Source organism: Pseudomonas sp. TE3728 (assembly GCF_056279145.1).
Genome location: NZ_JBWBQT010000001.1, coordinates 2,089,157 through 2,104,934 on the forward strand (window position 1 = coordinate 2,089,157; position 15,778 = coordinate 2,104,934).

At 59.5% G+C, this 15,778-nt stretch carries 16 protein-coding genes; 9 read left to right on the plus strand and 7 right to left on the minus strand.

Translation table 11 applies throughout. From position 1 onward, the window contains the following. Positions 1 to 18 precede the first annotated feature (18 nt). Genes ACZ89R_RS08840 through ACZ89R_RS08855 form a run of 4 tightly spaced genes read left to right on the plus strand, consistent with a single transcriptional unit; the run spans position 19 to position 3,565 of the window. Positions 19 to 948: a metal ABC transporter substrate-binding protein gene (locus tag ACZ89R_RS08840; protein WP_429546014.1), complete on the plus strand. Its 930-nt coding sequence runs from the start codon at positions 19 to 21 to the stop codon at positions 946 to 948. Continuing rightward, positions 945 to 1,694 carry a metal ABC transporter ATP-binding protein gene (locus tag ACZ89R_RS08845; protein ID WP_429546013.1) on the plus strand — a complete coding sequence of 250 codons (750 nt, stop codon included), beginning with the start codon at positions 945 to 947 and terminating at the stop codon, positions 1,692 to 1,694. Before ACZ89R_RS08840 ends, ACZ89R_RS08845 begins: the two co-directional genes overlap by 4 nt. After that, positions 1,694 to 2,593, plus strand: coding sequence for a metal ABC transporter permease (locus ACZ89R_RS08850; RefSeq protein ID WP_007906536.1), 900 nt, complete (start codon positions 1,694 to 1,696; stop codon positions 2,591 to 2,593). The genes ACZ89R_RS08845 and ACZ89R_RS08850 overlap by 1 nt, the downstream gene beginning before the upstream one ends. Then, positions 2,594 to 3,565 carry a metal ABC transporter substrate-binding protein gene (locus ACZ89R_RS08855; protein ID WP_429546012.1) on the plus strand — a complete coding sequence of 324 codons (972 nt, stop codon included), beginning with the start codon at positions 2,594 to 2,596 and terminating at the stop codon, positions 3,563 to 3,565. A 205-nt stretch (positions 3,566 to 3,770) separates the two neighbouring features. Here the strand turns inward: ACZ89R_RS08855 and ACZ89R_RS08860 are convergent, their stop codons facing one another. The 5 genes from ACZ89R_RS08860 to ACZ89R_RS08880 all read right to left on the minus strand — a co-directional run bounded on the left by ACZ89R_RS08860 (position 3,771) and on the right by ACZ89R_RS08880 (position 8,408). Next, on the minus strand, positions 3,771 to 3,998 hold the full coding sequence (locus ACZ89R_RS08860) for an MbtH family protein (RefSeq protein ID WP_007934245.1): 228 nt from the start codon (positions 3,996 to 3,998) through the stop codon (positions 3,771 to 3,773). Positions 3,999 to 4,079: 81 nt separating this feature from the next. Then, positions 4,080 to 5,492, minus strand: a complete 1,413-nt coding sequence (locus ACZ89R_RS08865) for an aspartate aminotransferase family protein (RefSeq protein WP_429546011.1) — start codon at positions 5,490 to 5,492, stop codon at positions 4,080 to 4,082. Positions 5,493 to 5,635: 143 nt separating this feature from the next. Continuing rightward, positions 5,636 to 6,121, minus strand: a complete 486-nt coding sequence (locus ACZ89R_RS08870; protein WP_429428651.1) for a GNAT family N-acetyltransferase — start codon at positions 6,119 to 6,121, stop codon at positions 5,636 to 5,638. Positions 6,122 to 6,405: 284 nt separating this feature from the next. Then, positions 6,406 to 7,731: an ATP-binding protein gene (locus ACZ89R_RS08875; RefSeq protein ID WP_429546010.1), complete on the minus strand. Its 1,326-nt coding sequence runs from the start codon at positions 7,729 to 7,731 to the stop codon at positions 6,406 to 6,408. After that, positions 7,728 to 8,408, minus strand: coding sequence for a response regulator (locus tag ACZ89R_RS08880; protein ID WP_008075588.1), 681 nt, complete (start codon positions 8,406 to 8,408; stop codon positions 7,728 to 7,730). Before ACZ89R_RS08880 ends, ACZ89R_RS08875 begins: the two co-directional genes overlap by 4 nt. Positions 8,409 to 8,744: 336 nt before the next feature. Between ACZ89R_RS08880 and ACZ89R_RS08885 the strand changes: the two genes are divergently transcribed. The 5 genes from ACZ89R_RS08885 to dsbG all read left to right on the plus strand — a co-directional run bounded on the left by ACZ89R_RS08885 (position 8,745) and on the right by dsbG (position 14,078). Then, positions 8,745 to 9,440: a hypothetical protein gene (locus tag ACZ89R_RS08885; protein WP_429546009.1), complete on the plus strand. Its 696-nt coding sequence runs from the start codon at positions 8,745 to 8,747 to the stop codon at positions 9,438 to 9,440. A gap of 177 nt (positions 9,441 to 9,617) precedes the next feature. After that, positions 9,618 to 10,586 (plus strand): tetratricopeptide repeat protein, encoded by a 969-nt coding sequence (locus ACZ89R_RS08890; RefSeq protein ID WP_429546008.1) that lies wholly within the window; start codon positions 9,618 to 9,620, stop codon positions 10,584 to 10,586. Between the two features lie 140 nt (positions 10,587 to 10,726). Beyond that, complete coding sequence (dsbD, locus tag ACZ89R_RS08895) at positions 10,727 to 12,469, plus strand: protein-disulfide reductase DsbD (protein ID WP_429546007.1); 1,743 nt, start codon at positions 10,727 to 10,729, stop codon at positions 12,467 to 12,469. Continuing rightward, positions 12,469 to 13,335, plus strand: a complete 867-nt coding sequence (locus ACZ89R_RS08900; RefSeq protein WP_429546006.1) for a TlpA family protein disulfide reductase — start codon at positions 12,469 to 12,471, stop codon at positions 13,333 to 13,335. The genes dsbD and ACZ89R_RS08900 overlap by 1 nt, the downstream gene beginning before the upstream one ends. Further along, positions 13,311 to 14,078: a thiol:disulfide interchange protein DsbG gene (gene dsbG, locus ACZ89R_RS08905; protein WP_429546005.1), complete on the plus strand. Its 768-nt coding sequence runs from the start codon at positions 13,311 to 13,313 to the stop codon at positions 14,076 to 14,078. Before ACZ89R_RS08900 ends, dsbG begins: the two co-directional genes overlap by 25 nt. A 79-nt stretch (positions 14,079 to 14,157) precedes the next feature. Here dsbG and ACZ89R_RS08910 read toward each other — a convergent pair whose 3' ends face one another. Both ACZ89R_RS08910 and ACZ89R_RS08915 read right to left on the minus strand, forming a co-directional pair. Further along, complete coding sequence (locus ACZ89R_RS08910) at positions 14,158 to 14,982, minus strand: alpha/beta fold hydrolase (RefSeq protein WP_429546004.1); 825 nt, start codon at positions 14,980 to 14,982, stop codon at positions 14,158 to 14,160. 115 nt (positions 14,983 to 15,097) lie between these two features. Beyond that, positions 15,098 to 15,748 carry a hypothetical protein gene (locus ACZ89R_RS08915; protein ID WP_429546003.1) on the minus strand — a complete coding sequence of 217 codons (651 nt, stop codon included), beginning with the start codon at positions 15,746 to 15,748 and terminating at the stop codon, positions 15,098 to 15,100. Positions 15,749 to 15,778 lie beyond the last annotated feature (30 nt).

Below are 15,778 nucleotides of genomic sequence, written 5' to 3' on the forward strand. Positions count from 1 at the left end.
AGAGAAGACCGCTTTCCCATGCCTAGTTCATCTCAACGTCATTCCTTTATGCGCCTGCTGCTGGTCGGTCTGTTTGCGTGTTTGCTGACACCTCTGACCAGTGCCGACGAAGCCAAACGCCTGCGCATTGGCATCACCCTGCACCCTTATTACAGTTACGTGACCAACATCGTCGGTGACAAAGCCGAAGTGGTGCCGTTGATCCCGGCCGGTTTCAACCCCCATGCCTACGAGCCGCGGGCCGAAGACATCAAACGCATCAGCGGGCTGGACGTGGTCGTGCTCAACGGCGTGGGCCATGACGACTTCGCCGACCGCATGATCGCCGCCAGCGAAACCCCGAACATCAAGGTGATCGAAGCCAACGAAAACGTGCCTCTGCTGGCCGCCACCGGCGTCGCTGCCCGGGGTGCCGGCAAGGTGGTCAACCCGCACACATTCCTGTCGATCAGCGCTTCCATTGCCCAGGTCAACAACATCGCCCGGGAACTGGGCAAGCTCGACCCGGCCAATGCCAAAACCTATACACAAAACGCCCGCGCCTACGGCAAACGCCTGCGGCAGATGCGCGCCGACGCCCTGGCAAAACTGACCCAGGCGCCGAACGCCGAGCTACGGGTGGCCACCGTCCATGCCGCCTACGACTATCTGCTGCGCGAGTTTGGCCTGGAAGTGACTGCTGTGGTCGAGCCGGCCCACGGCATCGAACCGAGCCCCAGCCAGCTGAAAAAAACCATCGATCAACTGCGGGAACTGGACGTCAAAGTGATCTTCTCGGAGATGGATTTCCCGTCCACTTACGTCGAGACCATTCAGCGTGAGTCCGGGGTGAAGCTGTATCCGCTGTCGCACATTTCCTATGGCGAATACACCGCCGACAAGTACGAAAAAGAAATGACCGGCAACCTCAATACCGTGGTCCGCGCGATTCAGGAGTCCGGCGCATGACGGCTCAAGAAACCATCACTGAATCCCCTGTGGGAGCGGGGCCGACCCTGGATTTCGCCGAGGTCAGCCTCACGCTGGGTCGCACGACGATCCTCGACAAGGTGACCTTTCAAGTCCGGCCCGGCAGCGTGCATGCACTGGTCGGCCCTAACGGTGGCGGCAAGAGCTCGCTGATCAAGACCCTGCTCGGGCAGATGCCGCATCAGGGTCGCTTGAGCCTGCAATGGCCTGGCGAACCGGGGACCATCGGCTACGTGCCTCAGGCGCTGGAATTCGATCGCGGTTTACCGATGACTGTCGATGACTTCATGGCCGCCATGTGCCAGCGGCGCCCGGCGTTTCTCGGGTTGAGTAAACACTACGCGGCGGCCATCGGCGAAGCACTGGAACGGGTCGGCATGCAGGACAAACGCAAGCGGCGCATGGGCGCATTGTCCGGCGGTGAGCGCCAGCGCGTTTTGTTGGCCCAAGGGCTGATTCCGGCGCCGCAATTGCTGGTACTCGATGAGCCAATGTCGGCCCTCGATGAGGCCGGTATTCAAGTGTTCGAACGGCTACTGGGCGACTGGCGCCAAAGCGGCATCACCGTGCTGTGGATCGAGCATGATCTGGAAGCGGTCGGGCGACTGGCGGACCGGGTCACCGGGCTCAATCGCCGGGTGCTGTTCGATGCCACGCCGAAACAGGCACTGACCCCGGAGCGACTGCTGACCTTGTTCTCGACCCATCCCCGGAGTGCTGCCTGATGAGTTACGAAGCCTTTCGTTTGATGGTCCAGGGTTGGGCCTCCTCGGGTTACCTGCCGGAAGCGCTGGCCTATGGATTTGTGGTCAACGCGCTGCTCGCCGGGCTGTTGATCGGCCCGGTGTTGGGCGGCTTGGGTACGCTGGTGGTGGTCAAGCGTTTCGCGTTTTTCTCCGAAGCGGTGGGCCATGCGGCGCTGACCGGTGTGGCCATCGGCATTCTGCTCGGCGAGCCCTACACCGGGCCTTATGGCAGCCTGTTCGGTTATTGCCTGTTGTTCGGCATTTTGCTCAACTATTTACGCAACCGTACGGGGCTGGCGCCGGATACTTTGATCGGTGTGTTCCTTTCTGTGTCGTTGGCGTTGGGCGCCAGCCTGTTATTGATTCTGGCGGGCAAGATCAATGTGCACATCCTGGAAAACGTGCTGTTCGGTTCAGTGCTGACAGTCAACGGCAATGACCTGCTGGTGTTGGCCATTGTTGGTTCGCTGGTGATGGCGCTGGCCCTGCCGCTGTACAACCGCATCATGCTCGCCAGTTTCAATCCGCAACTGGCGGCGGTACGCGGTGTGGCGGTGAAGACTCTGGATTATCTGTTCGTGATTCTGGTGACCCTGATCACGGTGGCGGCGGTGAAAGTCATCGGGGCGATTCTGGTCGGCGCACTGTTGGTGATTCCAGCGGCGGCCGCGCGATTGCTCAGTCAGTCGCTGAAGGGTTTTTTCTGGTGTTCGGTGCTGATCGCCACGGTCAGCACGCTGTGCGGAATTCTCGCGCCGATTGTCTTTGACCTGCCTATCCCGTCCGGTGCCGCGATCATTCTGGTGGCCGGTATCGCCTTCGCCCTGGCCGCGATTGCTCGCGGCATCGTTCCAAGTCTGAAAGGGAACCTCGGATAAATGTCTTTTTCTCTGCGTCAATTGACCCTGGCGCTGACCTTGTGTGGGCCAGCCTCGTTCAACGCATCCGCCACCGATACCTTCGAACCGATGCGTCTGGTGGCCAATCACGGTGTCGGTAACACCGCGCTCTTCGCCTCGACTTCAACGCACAAAGTGCTGGTGCTGGCGGCGTTGCCTGTGACCTACGGTCTGGGTGCCCTGCTGCTGGAGGGCACCGATGTCAGCCTTGAGCGCGCCGCGCCGACCAACCTGCCCGGCAGTCGGCAGACCGCTTATTTCACCGGCCGTGGCGCTCAAGCGCTCAATAAGCTGGCGATCGACGCCGATGCGGTCATCGGCCTGCGTTCGCTATGGCCGGATGATCCGCTGTATCCGAACGCTCGTCGCAGCAACATCCGCATCATTGAAATCGACGCCGCCCGCCCGGTGGACGGCGCCCTGCCCGGCATCGCCGTACAGCCTGGCAGCAAGATCGACGGCTTGAACAGTCAGCCTTGGTTGGCCAGCAACAACATGGGCCGGATGGCGGATGTCATGGCGGCAGACCTGGTGCGCCTGGCGCCAGCGGCCAAACCGAAGATAGACGCCAACCTGGCAGCACTCAAACAGCGTCTGCTCAAGCTCAGCGCTGACAGCGAATCACGCTTGGCCAATGCCGACAACTTGAGTGTGATGAGCCTGAGCGATCATTTCGGCTACCTGATCGGCGGCCTCAACCTGGAGCTGATCGGCCTGGATGCACGGCCGGATGCCGAGTGGACGCCGCAGGCGCTGACGCAATTGGGCGCAACGCTCAAAAACAATGATGTGGCGGTGGTGCTGCATCATCGCCAGCCGTCGGACGCGGTGAAAGCGGTGATTGCCGAGGCGGGTAGTCGGTTGGTGGTGTTGAGTGTCGATGCGGTGGATCCGGTGGCTGAATTGGAAGGGAATGTGGATTTGGTGATCAAGGGGTTGAGCGGGGTGTGAGGTCAGCTGGACCGCGTTATCGTTCATCGCGAGCAGGCTCGCTCCCACAGTGGATTTGTGTCGATCACAGACTCTGCGACCACCACCGATCAAATGTGGGAGCGAGCCTGCTCGCGATGGCGGCCTGACTGACAACACAGAATCCAGACCTGAAAAAGCCCGCTGACCTTACCGGTTCAGCGGGCTTCTTTTTTTGCGCGGTGACTCAGTGAGCCACAGCCGCCTGTTCTTCCATTTTCTGGCGCAGGCTCAGTGGACGCATGTCGGTCCAGACCTCTTCGATGTAGGCCAGGCATTCCTTTTTCAGGCCGCTCTTGCCCACGGTGCGCCAGCCTTGTGGCACGGCTTTGTAGTCGGGCCAGATCGAGTATTGCTCTTCGTGGTTGACCACGACCTGAAAGAGGATGTCCTCGCGGTCGAATACTGACGTCATGCTGTCTCTCCATCGCTGTAGGGTGGGCTGCACGCCGTGCGCAGCCGTTATGTAGAAGGAACGTTCAAGGCACCAAAAAATTTAGAGGCTGGCAGTGGCTGCGGCCATGGCCCTGCCGAAAATGTCGGCCACCCGATCGATTTCTGCTGCTGTGATCACCAACGGTGGCAGGAAACGCACGACACCGCCGTGACGCCCGCCCAGCTCGAGGATCAATCCGCGTTTGAGGCATTCGCGCTGCACCAACGGCGCCAGACGAGCGAATATCGGTGGATGGCCTTGAGCGTCCGGCGCGCCGGTCGGGTCGACCAGCTCAACGCCCAGCATCAAGCCCCGTCCGCGGATATCGCCCAGTTGCGGGAAGTCCCGTTGCAGGATGTGCAGGTGTTCACTCAAGCGTTCGCCCATGACGGCGGCGTGCTCGCAAACCTTGTGCTCTGTCAGGTAGCGCATCACCGCAGAGCCTGCGGCCATTGCCATCTGATTACCGCGGAAGGTCCCGGCATGGGCGCCCGGCAGCCAGGTGTCGAGCCAGTCGCGATAGACCACCACCGCCAGCGGCAGGCTGCCACCGATGGCTTTGGACATCACCACCACGTCCGGAATGATCCCGGCGTGCTCGAAGGCGAACATCTTGCCGGTACGGGCGAAACCGCTCTGGATTTCATCGATGATCAGCGCTACGCCGGCCTTCTCGGTGATACGTCGCAAGCCGCGCAGCCAGTCGAGATCGGCCGGAATCACCCCGCCCTCGCCCTGTACCGCTTCGACGATCACCGCAGCAGGCAATTGCACGCCGGCCTCTGGATCATTCAGCAGATTTTCCAGGTAACTCAGGTTGACCTGCACCCCCTGCGCGCCGCCGAGCCCGAACGGGCAGCGGTAATCGTAGGGATACGGCATGAACTGCACGCCACTGCTGAGCAACGCACCCAACGGTTTCTTCGGCCCCAGACTGCCCATCAGGCTCAGCGCGCCCTGGCTCATGCCGTGATAAGCGCCCTGGAACGACAAAACCGTGCTGCGCCCGGTGGCGGTGCGCACCAGTTTCAGCGCGGCTTCAACGGCGTCGGTGCCGGTGGGGCCGCAGAACTGAATCTTCGCTTCAGCGGCCAATGCCGGCGGCAACAGACCGAACAGGTCCTGAACAAACTGATCCTTGACCGGCGTGGTCAGGTCAAGTGTGTGCAGCGGCAGTTCATCGGTCAGCACTTGCTGGATCGCTTCGATCACCACCGGGTGGTTGTGTCCCAAAGCCAGAGTCCCCGCACCGGCCAGGCAATCAATGAAACTGCGGCCTTCGACATCCTCGACATAAATACCCTTGGCACGCTTGAGTGCCAGGGGAATGCGCCGCGGATAGCTGCGAGCGTTCGACTCCTGCCGGCTTTGACGAGCCAGCAATGGCGATTCGTTGAACTGATAAAGCGTCTCGGCAGGCGTCGGAACGATCCGGGCAGGCTGATCTTCGATAAGGCTGATAGCGACTGACATCTCTCGATCCCTCAATACGCTGTTGATAGTGACCAAAACTGCACACCGGGCAGGTGCGCGTTCCGGTCACGGGGCGCACTTGCAGGTTTTCCTGTTCTGGAAACGCATCAGGACCTCAAGGATTTAGACCCTCGATCAGCTTTCTATGAAGGTGGTGACAGCGCCTTGTGCATGGGAATGGCGTGGAGTCCCGCCACGGTGAAGGTTTCAGCGCAAGCCCGGTAACCCAGACGGTGGTAAAACGCCTCACCGGTACGGGTGCTGTTGAGCCGCGCGTGAGGCAAACCCTGAGCGATCAACCAGGTTTCGAGATCCTGCACCAATGCTTGTCCGGCGCCTCGTCGAAACCATTCCGGCTGTACATAGCAGAAGGCGATCTTGCCGCTGATCGCCGCCATGGCGACGCCGATCGGTTTGTCCTGCAAGAGGGCGATGTTCAGGTACAAGCGCGAGTCGGCCAACCAGGGTTGCACGTGTTCGATGGTTTTGTTGTGAGTCCAGGTGGCGACGGTTCGCGGATCGTTGCGATGGTCCAGCGCGCAGCCGACGCGAATGGAGCGCTCGACGATGCGGCTGATGATCCCGGCGTCGGCAGGAGTTGCCTTGCAGATGTGTATCGATGCATCCATGGCGCTGTTACCTCAATCCATTGAGTCAAAGCTGCCAGGGACGATAGCGTTGTGGAGGCCGGGTGGCTAATGGAGAGACGTTACATTTGGTGTGCAACACAGAAACAGTGTGGGGCTTTTGTGGCGAGGGGGCTTGCCCCCGTTCAACTGCGAAGCAGTCGTGAACCATCTCATGCGGTGCATCCGATGCACTGCGATGACAGGATTCAGGGCCGCTTCGCGCCCCAACGGGGGCAAGCCCCCTCGCCACAAAAGCCCGCCCCCACAGGGTTTTGTGTTGTTGGTTAGACCGGTTGCAGAGGCATGGTCAGCTCGACCCGCAAGCCATCCGGGCGACTGTCGAAATGCAGGGTGCAGCCGCAACGCTGGACGATAGCCTGGACAATCGCCAGGCCGAGGCCGCAACCGGTGCTTTGGCCGTTGCGCCAGAAGCGTTGGGTCAGGTGTTGCAGGTCATCTTCGGCAATCCCCGGGCCGTGGTCGCGGACCAAAAAGCGCACGCGATTGTTGGTGGTTTCCAGGCTCAGCTCCACGGCCCCATTTCCTGGGGTATGGCGCAGGGCGTTGTCGAGCAAGTTGCGCAATGCAGCAATCGACAGCACTGCCGGCATTTGCAGCGGCGCATCGGAGAATGTGGTCGGCAACCGAAACTGGATCCGCTGACGATCACCGCTGGCCGCATCCTGAATCGCCAGTTTCGCCACCTGTTCGGCGCTGCATTGCACGCCATCATCGAACGACAGACTGCCCTCGACGCGCGCCAGCAGCAGCAATTGTTCAAGCGTGCGGTGAAGTCGGTCAGCGCCCTCTTCAGCCCGCGCCAGGGACTGATCCCGTGCACTGCCTTCAGTCATGCGCGCCACTTGCAGGTGGGTTTTGATCGCGGTCAGCGGGCTGCGCAATTCATGCGCGGCATCACCGGTCAGGCGCCGCTCGCGCTCGATGGTCTTGCCAATACGCAGGAACAACTGATTCTGGGTTTCCAGCAGCGGTTGCAGCTCGCTGGGCAACGGCTGGATTTGCAACGGTTCCAGGGAATCGGCACTGCGTCGCATCAGCGCATCGCGCATACGATTGAGCGGTGCCAGCCCCTGACCGATGCCGAGCCACAACAGACACAGGCAGCCGAGCAGCGCCACGCCGACCGGTACCGAGGCCGCCAGCAGAATGGACATGTTCAGGGCTTCGCGTTCGATTTGCCGGTCGGCGGTAGTAATGCGCACATCACCGCGCGCCAGGGTGAAACTGCGCCAGGGTGCGCCGTCGATCATTTGATCATGGAAGCCCATTTTTTCGGCTTCCAGGGTTTGTTCGGGGCTACTGTGGCTGCGGGCCAGAATTTCACCGCGCAACGAGCTGACCTGACAGGCCATGCCGCCAGGGATACTCAGCTGTTCAGCGCTGAAATGGGTCCCCTCGCCCTTGCTCGGCAACGCCGGCAGTTGCTCCAGCAGCCCGGCCACCATCCGCGCCGACGCCACCAGCCGCTGGTCCAAGGAAAACATCATCTGGTTGCGCAGATCACTGAGCATCCAGGCGGCGGCCAGGGCCCAGATCAGCGCAAACGCGGCGCCGAGGGTCAGGCTCAGGCGCAAACGCAGACTCATCACTTCGATTGCTCTCCGCCATCGGCCGGCCCCAGGCGATAGCCCAGGCCACGCACGGTCTCGACGATGCCGTTGCCGAGTTTGCGCCGCAGGTGATGGATATGGACGTTAAGGGCGTTGCTTTCCAGTTCGTCATTGAAACCGTAGACACTGTCCTTGAGTTGCTCGGTGGACAACACCCGGCCACGGTTATGCAGCAAGGCTTGCAACAGCGATTGTTCACGGCGCGACAAATCGACGGGTCGGCCGCCGAGCAGGGTTTCTCGGCTGCTCGGGTCGTAGGTCAAACGACCGTGTTCAATCAGGTTGACGCTGCGACCCGCCACCCGTCGCAACAGCGTATGCAGGCGCGCCGCCAGTTCGCGCAGGTCGAAAGGCTTGAGCAGATAGTCATCGGCACCAGCCTGTAGACCATCGACGCGGTCGGTGACCGAATCCCGCGCAGTGAGGATCAGCACCGGGATTTCGAGGCCATGGTGACGCAACTGCTGCAACAACTTGAGGCCATCTTCGTCCGGCAGGCCGAGATCGAGCACCATGACGTCGAACTCGGCCACCTTGAGCATCGCCCGGGCGGCGGAAGCGGTGGCCACGTGTTCCACCGTCAGGCCCTGGGCCGTGAGGCCGGCGACAATGCCGCTGGCAATCAGCTCATCGTCTTCGCAAACCAGTACGTGCATGGGAGCTCCATGAGCAAAAACGCGAGTCAAACAGATGTGGATTAAGCCGCAATTATGGCAAGCCCCACGGCCGACGAGAAGCAGGCCTTTCGTTCACTGGTCGTGCAGCGTACCAGATGGGTATTTGATGATCGCCTTAATCATTTTGACACCCCCTCTTAGTTGACATGAAACATATCAGTCTCAAACCGAAACAATCAACCCACAAAAAGCCATATCAAAGATCAATATCTAACGATAGTCTAACTCCGACATTAACACTCAACACTACCAGGTTCGAAGAGATGCCATTTATTTACTATAAATACTCTTCAGCCAACTGAAAGGAATCAGATCATGCCGACACTCAAGAATTTTGTTGCCGTCGATTGGCGCGCAGGAAAAGATAAAATTTACTTCTTCTTCAAAGACAGCAATACATACTCCAGATTTGATCTTGGCGAGAACAAGGTTGACGAGGGATATCCTGCCGAGATAACAGCCGATAACTGGGGAAGCTTTCACGCTCACGTCAAAGATCTGCGTTTCGGCTTTACAGTCACCGGGGTTGGGGGCTACCCGAACGGAGGGGATGACATTTTATGGCTGTTCTATTATGCCAATGGCACTCCGATGGTCTGCAAGTACGACCAGGATTACGACAAAGTAACCGGAACCTTCCGCCTTGAAGATTCGTTGTGGCACTCGCTACTTCCTTATTTCGACCGCATCGTGGCCGGCACATGGTGGGAAATATTCGGCCACAAGTATCTGTTCAAATTTTTAACGAATGATGGACATTACATCAACTTCAATTACACAACACAGAAAACATCAATCGCTCCCATCACATCTGGCTCCTGGCCTGGATTGGATCCTTATAAAAAACAAATCATTACAGCCGTGCAAAACGACGCCCCACTTTTCAACAGCTATTTCTATATCTTTCTGACCAACAACAGATACATCAGATACAACATAAAGGACAACAGGGCAGAGACTGGACCGACAACAATAGATGACGAATCCTGGCCAGGGTTGATACAAGAATGAGACGGCATCGGATTCCGCTGCCTGGGAGGATCATGCCTTGGGCCGGGGGGACCGCTGTCTTTTCTCCAGACAGGTGGCTCCCCGCGCGTCATATATATATGTAACGCACGTCCTCCTTCTCACCTGAATAACCTGTGTGCGTACCACCCCAATTGTCCACTCACACAGGTATTGACTATGTATACACACGCATCCGCTTTGACGACGCTGTTCAGCTTGCTCAACACATTAAGCTCGCTGATTGCCCGGGTGACCAATGAGCAAGAAACCGCCCGAAAAAAGGGGCTGGAGCTCTACAACCTGGGGGAATACCGGGATTCGGAGGCTTATCTGACCATTGCCGCCACCGCTGGAGATCGTGAATCGCAGTACGCACTCGCGGAAATCATCAGGCGTCGGGAAAACAACCTCAAGGAGGAGGATAAAACCCACGCCGACAGAGATTGGTACGCCCTGGCAGCAGCTCAGGGCGACGTCTACGCCCTGCTGCGATTGGCTGATGACGCGTCCCTTAAGCAAGCCAAAACACTTGCGCAAGGGCGTGCCGACAGCGGCGATGGCGAAGCCATGCTTCAACTTTATGAAATAACCAAGGATATTGCCTGGCTGGAAAAATCGGCTGAAGCAGGTTTTCTGGAAGGGCAATACATACTCGCTATCGTGTATGACAAGGACCACACCCTCATTCCGGATGCGATTGAACGCAGGTCCACTATCGACCGTTGGCTCAAACGTGCGGCCGAGGCGGGGTTCTCCCGAGCGATGCACTGGTACAGCAATCGCCCACCCGTTAGCCATGATCTTCCCGCCAGGAGAGAGTGGCTGATCAAAAGGGCGCAATTGAACGATGTAAACGCAGTGCTCGAGTACGGCTATGGGTTGGGTGGCGTCTACGAGGATGAGAACGGCATCGATACCGAATATGGCTTCGAGAAGAGCCTGATCAAGAGTTACGGCCTCATTTGGCTGGTGCTCGATACCTCTCGGGAATCCCCGCGCTACAACACCGCGTTAAACAATCTTTCAATCATTGCGCAGGACATGTCCAAAGAAGACATAGAAGCCGGCAAGGCATTTGCGCAGGAGTGGAAGCGTACGCATCCCCCACTGTCGGAATTCAGATTGACCTACAGCGATCGTCAGTAAGCCATTAAAGATGATTCGCGCTGTGAATTCTGGATTCCAGCGCGAATCAGCCTGACTAATAATCATGTCCTGCTCGTTAACACCGGGTTAATCGGCAGCCATCATCGTGCTCGGCAATTGCAATGTTTAAGGCTTTGTCGATGCGCGGTTCTCTTGTTTTTCTTCTCTGGCTGTTTGCCAGCCTTGCTCAGGCGCAGCCGGGGAACAATCCATTCGACAGAAAACCCGACTTTCTACCCATCGAAAAAGCGTTCATCTTCACCTCCGAGCGCCTGGCGTCCGGTGAAACGCAATTGTTCTGGCAGATTGCCGACGGTTACTACCTGTACCAAAAACGCCTGAAGTTCGACGATTTGCCTGCGCAGTACAAACCGGTGTTGCCTGAAGGTGAAGCTCACAGCGATGAGTTTTTCGGTGAACAGCAGGTTTATCGCCAAGGCCTGGAACTGAAGATTCCGGCGGGTGCCAGCGGCCAGATCAAGGTGGGTTTCCAGGGCTGTGCCGATGCCGGGTTGTGTTATCCGCCACACACTCAAGTGGTGTATTTAGGCAACACCACAATGCCGAGCCTTTTAAATGAGGCACCGGATCAAGCCTTGGCCAGCGACCTGCAACAACGGGCGCTGAGCTGGAGCTTGCTGGTGTTCTTCGGCTTGGGCCTGCTGCTGGCGTTCACGCCTTGCTCGTTGCCGATGTTGCCGATTCTGGCGGGGTTGATCGTTGGCAGTGGCGCCACGCCCAAGCGCGGTTTTGCACTAGCCGGCAGCTACGTGATCAGCATGGCGCTGGTGTATGCGGCAATGGGCGTTGTGGCTGCGCTGCTCGGGGCGAACCTTCAGGCACTGCTGCAGAATCCATGGCTGCTGGGCAGCTTTGCGGCGGTGTTCGTGCTGCTGGCCTTGCCGATGTTCGGTTTCTTCGAGCTGCAATTACCGGTAGCGGTGCGTGATCGACTGGAACATGTTTCGCGCAATCAGCGCGGTGGCAACCTGATCGGTGCCGGTTTGCTGGGAGCCTTGTCCGGACTGCTGGTGGGACCGTGCATGACCGCCCCATTGGCCGGCGCCCTGCTCTATATCGCCCAGAGCGGCAATGCGCTGCACGGCGGGCTGATTCTGTTCGCGATGGGCATCGGCATCGGTATACCGCTGCTATTGCTGGTGACCGTCGGCAATCGTTTCCTGCCCAAACCCGGCGCCTGGATGAACCTGCTCAAAGGCGTGTTCGGCTTCCTGTTCCTCGCTACTGCGCTGCTGATGCTGCGCCCGGTACTGGATGAATCGCTGTGGCTCGGCTTGTGCGGAGCCTTGCTGCTGATCGCCGCCTATAGCGCCTGGAAGCAGTCGCAGGGGTTTGGCCGCGTCGCCCATCTGTTCGGTGCCAGTTCATTGCTGTTGGGGCTGTGGGGCAGTCTGCTGGTGGTGGGTGCCGCCGGTGGCAGTGACGACCCGTACCAGCCGCTGCAGGTCTATAGCGTCAGCCGTGACGGCACCGGCGCAAGCCCTGTCAGTCACGACGCCTTTACCACGATCAAGGGGCCAGCCGCACTGCAACGGGAGCTGGATGCCGCTCGGGCTCAAGGCCAATGGGTGCTGCTGGATTACTACGCCGACTGGTGTGTGGCGTGCAAAGTCATGGAAAAACAGGTCTTCGGCAAACCGCAGGTCCTGCAAGCACTCAGCGATGTGCGCTTGCTACGGCTGGACGTCACCGCCGACAATGCCGCCAGCCGCGAACTGCTCGGCCGTTATAAAGTGCCGGGGCCGCCAAGCCTGTTGTGGATCGGCCCCGACGGCGAAGAGCGCCGCAGCCAGCGCATCACCGGTGAGGTCGATGCCGGCACCTTCCTGCAACGCTGGACCACCACCCGAGACGCTCGTTAATGCTGACCTTTACCCTCGGCACCTTTGCCATTGCGCTTAATCACTTGCTGCTGATCAGTGCCCTGGCGCTGGCGACTTTTGTCGGCTGGCGGGTGGCCAAGCGTGGTGGCGAGAACCCGGAGTCGGTGCTGTTCAGCCTGTTCCTGCTGGGCCTGCTGGCGGCCCGGGTCGGTTTCGTGATTGCCTACTGGGCGCAGTATCGCAACGATCCATGGCAGATCATCGACCTGCGCGACGGTGGTTTTCTCGCCTGGCCCGGGGTGGTCGCGCTGTTGCTTGCCGCCGTGTATCGAGGCTGGCGTCGCCCGGGGTTGCGCAAGTCGTTGGGCTTTGGCGTGACCAGTGGTCTGGCATTCTGGCTGCTGGCAACCTTCACTCTGAATATTTATGAACAAGGCACGCGCTTGCCGCAGATCACCCTGCGCAATGCCGCCGGCCAAACGGTGCAACTCAGCGATTACCAGGGCGGTCCGCTGGTGATCAATCTTTGGGCCACCTGGTGCCCGCCGTGCCGCCGGGAAATGCCAGTGCTGGAAAACGCCCAGCAACAGCGTCCGGACCTGACTTTTCTATTCGTCAACCAGGCCGAAAGCATGCAAAGCGTCAGCACCTTCCTTGAAACCCAGGGCCTGAGCCTGACTAACGTGCTATTCGATGGCCGCGGTCGATTAGGTCAGGCCGTGGGTTCCATGGCATTGCCGACTACGCTGTTCTATAGCCCCGACGGGCACCTGCTGGGCAGCCATCTGGGCGAGCTCTCTGAAGCCAGCCTGGCCCGCGCCCTGGAAAACTTCGACACCCCGAACCCGGCCACCCCGGCCACGCCTTCAAGGAAATTGCCATGCTCCGCCTCCGCCACCTGCTGACGTTAACCCTGGGTGCCGCCCTGCTGCACTTGCCGTCGGTACAGGCCGAAGAATTGCCTGAAGCGATCAAGAAGATCGAAGCCAAGGGCGCGAAAATCGTCGGCCAATTCGACGCGCCCGACGGCCTGCGCGGTTATGCGGCGCAATACCAGAACCGCGGCATGGCGCTGTACCTGACCCCGGACGGCAAACATGTACTGCTGGGCAATTTGTACGACGCCGAAGGCAATGACCTGAGCAGCGCGCCGTTGCAGAAACTGGTCTACGCGCCAATGGCCAAGGAAGTCTGGGGCAAGATGGAGGCAAGCAACTGGATCGGTGACGGCAACAAGGACGCACCGCGAATCGTCTATTTGTTCAGCGACCCGAATTGCCCGTACTGCAACATGTTCTGGGAACAGGCGCGGCCGTGGGTCAAGGCCGGTAAGGTGCAGTTGCGGCACATCATGGTCGGCATCATTCGCGAAGACAGCCCGGGCAAGTCCGCCGCGCTGCTGGCTGCCAAAGACCCGCAAAAAGCATTGGCAGACCACGAAAAATCCGGCAAGGACAGCTCGCTCAAAGCCCTGAAAGATGTGCCGCCGGCCATTCAGGCGAAACTCGCAGCGAACATGCAGTTGATGGAAGAGCTGGAACTGGCCGCCACCCCGGCGATTTTCTACATGGATGACAAGGGCCAGCTGCAACAGCAGCAAGGCGCGCCGACACCGGAGAAATTGGTGAAGATTCTCGGGCCCAAGTAGCAAGATCAAAAGATCGCAGCCTTCGGCAGCTCCTACATGAGACCGGTGTAGGAGCTGCCGAAGGCTGCGATCTTTTTGATCAAGCGCTACACGGATTTCTCTCGGCCAGAAACCTCAGCAGCACCTCGGTGACAAATGCCGGACTCTCCAGATTGGAGATATGCCCCGCCTCCGGCACCAGCACAAACGGGCAACCAATCAACTCGGCCATTTCTCTGGTTTCCGACGGCGGCCTTGGTTTGTCCTGATCGCCGCACATCAACAGCGTGGTTTCAGGGTTCAGTTCACCCAGACGCGGCAACAGATCATCACGGCCAAAGGTAATCCGCCCCATCGGCACAATGCTTTCACGCAAGCGGTCGGCCGGCAGCGCAGCCAATTTGGCGCGGAAACCCTGATACAGCGCCGACTGCGGATCGATGCCCGGACGGAAGAAGATCGGCACCACGATGTCGAGCAGCTGTGGCGAGATCACACCACTGTCTTCGATCTGCTGGAACAGCGAGAAATAGTATTGGCGAGTCGGTTCCGGCTCGACGCCGACGTAGGTGTCCATCAGCACCAGACCGTTGAGCCGCTGCGGTGCTGACAGCGCCAGTCGAACGCCCCACATGGCACCGACCGAAAGACCGACCAGCGTAACCTTATGGATGTCCAGATGATCGAGCAATGCCAGGGCCTGGCGTGCTACGTCATCCAGCGAGTCTGTGCATTCGGGCATCCGCCCGGATTGGCCATGGCCCCACAGGTCCAGGGCGATGACCCGATAGTGCTGCGACAGCGCCGCAATCTGCGGCGCCCACATAGCCTGATCCCACAGGTAACTGCCGGCCAGCAGTACCGCAGGGCCTGTGCTTTGATCGATGTAGTGAAGCGCTTGTCCATCAACCGTTACGAAGGGCATCGACTGTCTCCCTGGTGAAATCGGATCCATTAAAAAAAGCACAGGAAGACTGAGCCGCGTGGACTCGACAGTCAACCCGGGTTGAAGATCAAAAGATCGCAGGCTTCGCCAGCTCCTACAGGGGTTCGGCGTACACCCGCACGAACCAAATAGGCTCGGCGTACACCCGCACGAACCAAATAGGCTCGGCGTACACCCGCACGAACCAAATGGGCTCGGCGTACACCCGCACGAACCAAATGGGCTCGGCGTACACCCGCACGAACCAAATGGGCTCGGCGTACACCCGCACGAACCAAATGGGCTCGGCGTACACCCGCACGAACCAAATGGGCTCGGCGTACACCCGCACGAACCAAATGGGCTCGGCGTACACCCGCACGAACCAAATGGGCTCGGCGTACACCCGCACGAACCAAATGGGCTCGGCGTACACCCGCACGAACCAAATGGGCTCGGCGTACACCCGCACGAACCAAATGGGCTCGGCGTACACCCGCACGAACCAAATGGGCTCGGCGTACACCCGCACGAACCAAATGGGCTCGGCGTACACCCGCACGAACCAAATGGGCTCGGCGTACACCCGCACGAACCAAATGGGCTCGGCGTACACCCGCACGAACCAAATGGGCTCGGCGTACACCCGCACGAACCAAATGGGCTCGGCGTACACCCGCACGAACCAAATGGGCTCGGCGTACACCCGCACGAACCAAATGGGCTCGGCGTACACCCGCACGAACCAAATGGGCTCGGCGTACACCTGTAGGAGCTGCCGCAGGCTGCGATCTTT

Bases quoted from the DNA above. Each gene is read 5' to 3' on its own strand.
- ACZ89R_RS08910 (WP_429546004.1), bottom strand. From the start codon at position 14,982: ATGCCCTTCGTAACGGTTGATGGACAAGCGCTTCACTACATCGATCAA.
- ACZ89R_RS08870 (WP_429428651.1), bottom strand. From the start codon at position 6,121: ATGGATGCATCGATACACATCTGCAAGGCAACTCCTGCCGACGCCGGG.
- dsbG (WP_429546005.1), top strand. From the start codon at position 13,311: ATGCTCCGCCTCCGCCACCTGCTGACGTTAACCCTGGGTGCCGCCCTG.
- ACZ89R_RS08865 (WP_429546011.1), bottom strand. From the start codon at position 5,492: ATGTCAGTCGCTATCAGCCTTATCGAAGATCAGCCTGCCCGGATCGTT.
- ACZ89R_RS08880 (WP_008075588.1), bottom strand. From the start codon at position 8,408: ATGCACGTACTGGTTTGCGAAGACGATGAGCTGATTGCCAGCGGCATT.
- ACZ89R_RS08890 (WP_429546008.1), top strand. From the start codon at position 9,618: ATGTATACACACGCATCCGCTTTGACGACGCTGTTCAGCTTGCTCAAC.
- ACZ89R_RS08845 (WP_429546013.1), top strand. From the start codon at position 945: ATGACGGCTCAAGAAACCATCACTGAATCCCCTGTGGGAGCGGGGCCG.
- dsbD (WP_429546007.1), top strand. From the start codon at position 10,727: ATGCGCGGTTCTCTTGTTTTTCTTCTCTGGCTGTTTGCCAGCCTTGCT.
- ACZ89R_RS08860 (WP_007934245.1), bottom strand. From the start codon at position 3,998: ATGACGTCAGTATTCGACCGCGAGGACATCCTCTTTCAGGTCGTGGTC.
- ACZ89R_RS08840 (WP_429546014.1), top strand. From the start codon at position 19: ATGCCTAGTTCATCTCAACGTCATTCCTTTATGCGCCTGCTGCTGGTC.
- ACZ89R_RS08850 (WP_007906536.1), top strand. From the start codon at position 1,694: ATGAGTTACGAAGCCTTTCGTTTGATGGTCCAGGGTTGGGCCTCCTCG.
- ACZ89R_RS08900 (WP_429546006.1), top strand. From the start codon at position 12,469: ATGCTGACCTTTACCCTCGGCACCTTTGCCATTGCGCTTAATCACTTG.
- ACZ89R_RS08855 (WP_429546012.1), top strand. From the start codon at position 2,594: ATGTCTTTTTCTCTGCGTCAATTGACCCTGGCGCTGACCTTGTGTGGG.
- ACZ89R_RS08885 (WP_429546009.1), top strand. From the start codon at position 8,745: ATGCCGACACTCAAGAATTTTGTTGCCGTCGATTGGCGCGCAGGAAAA.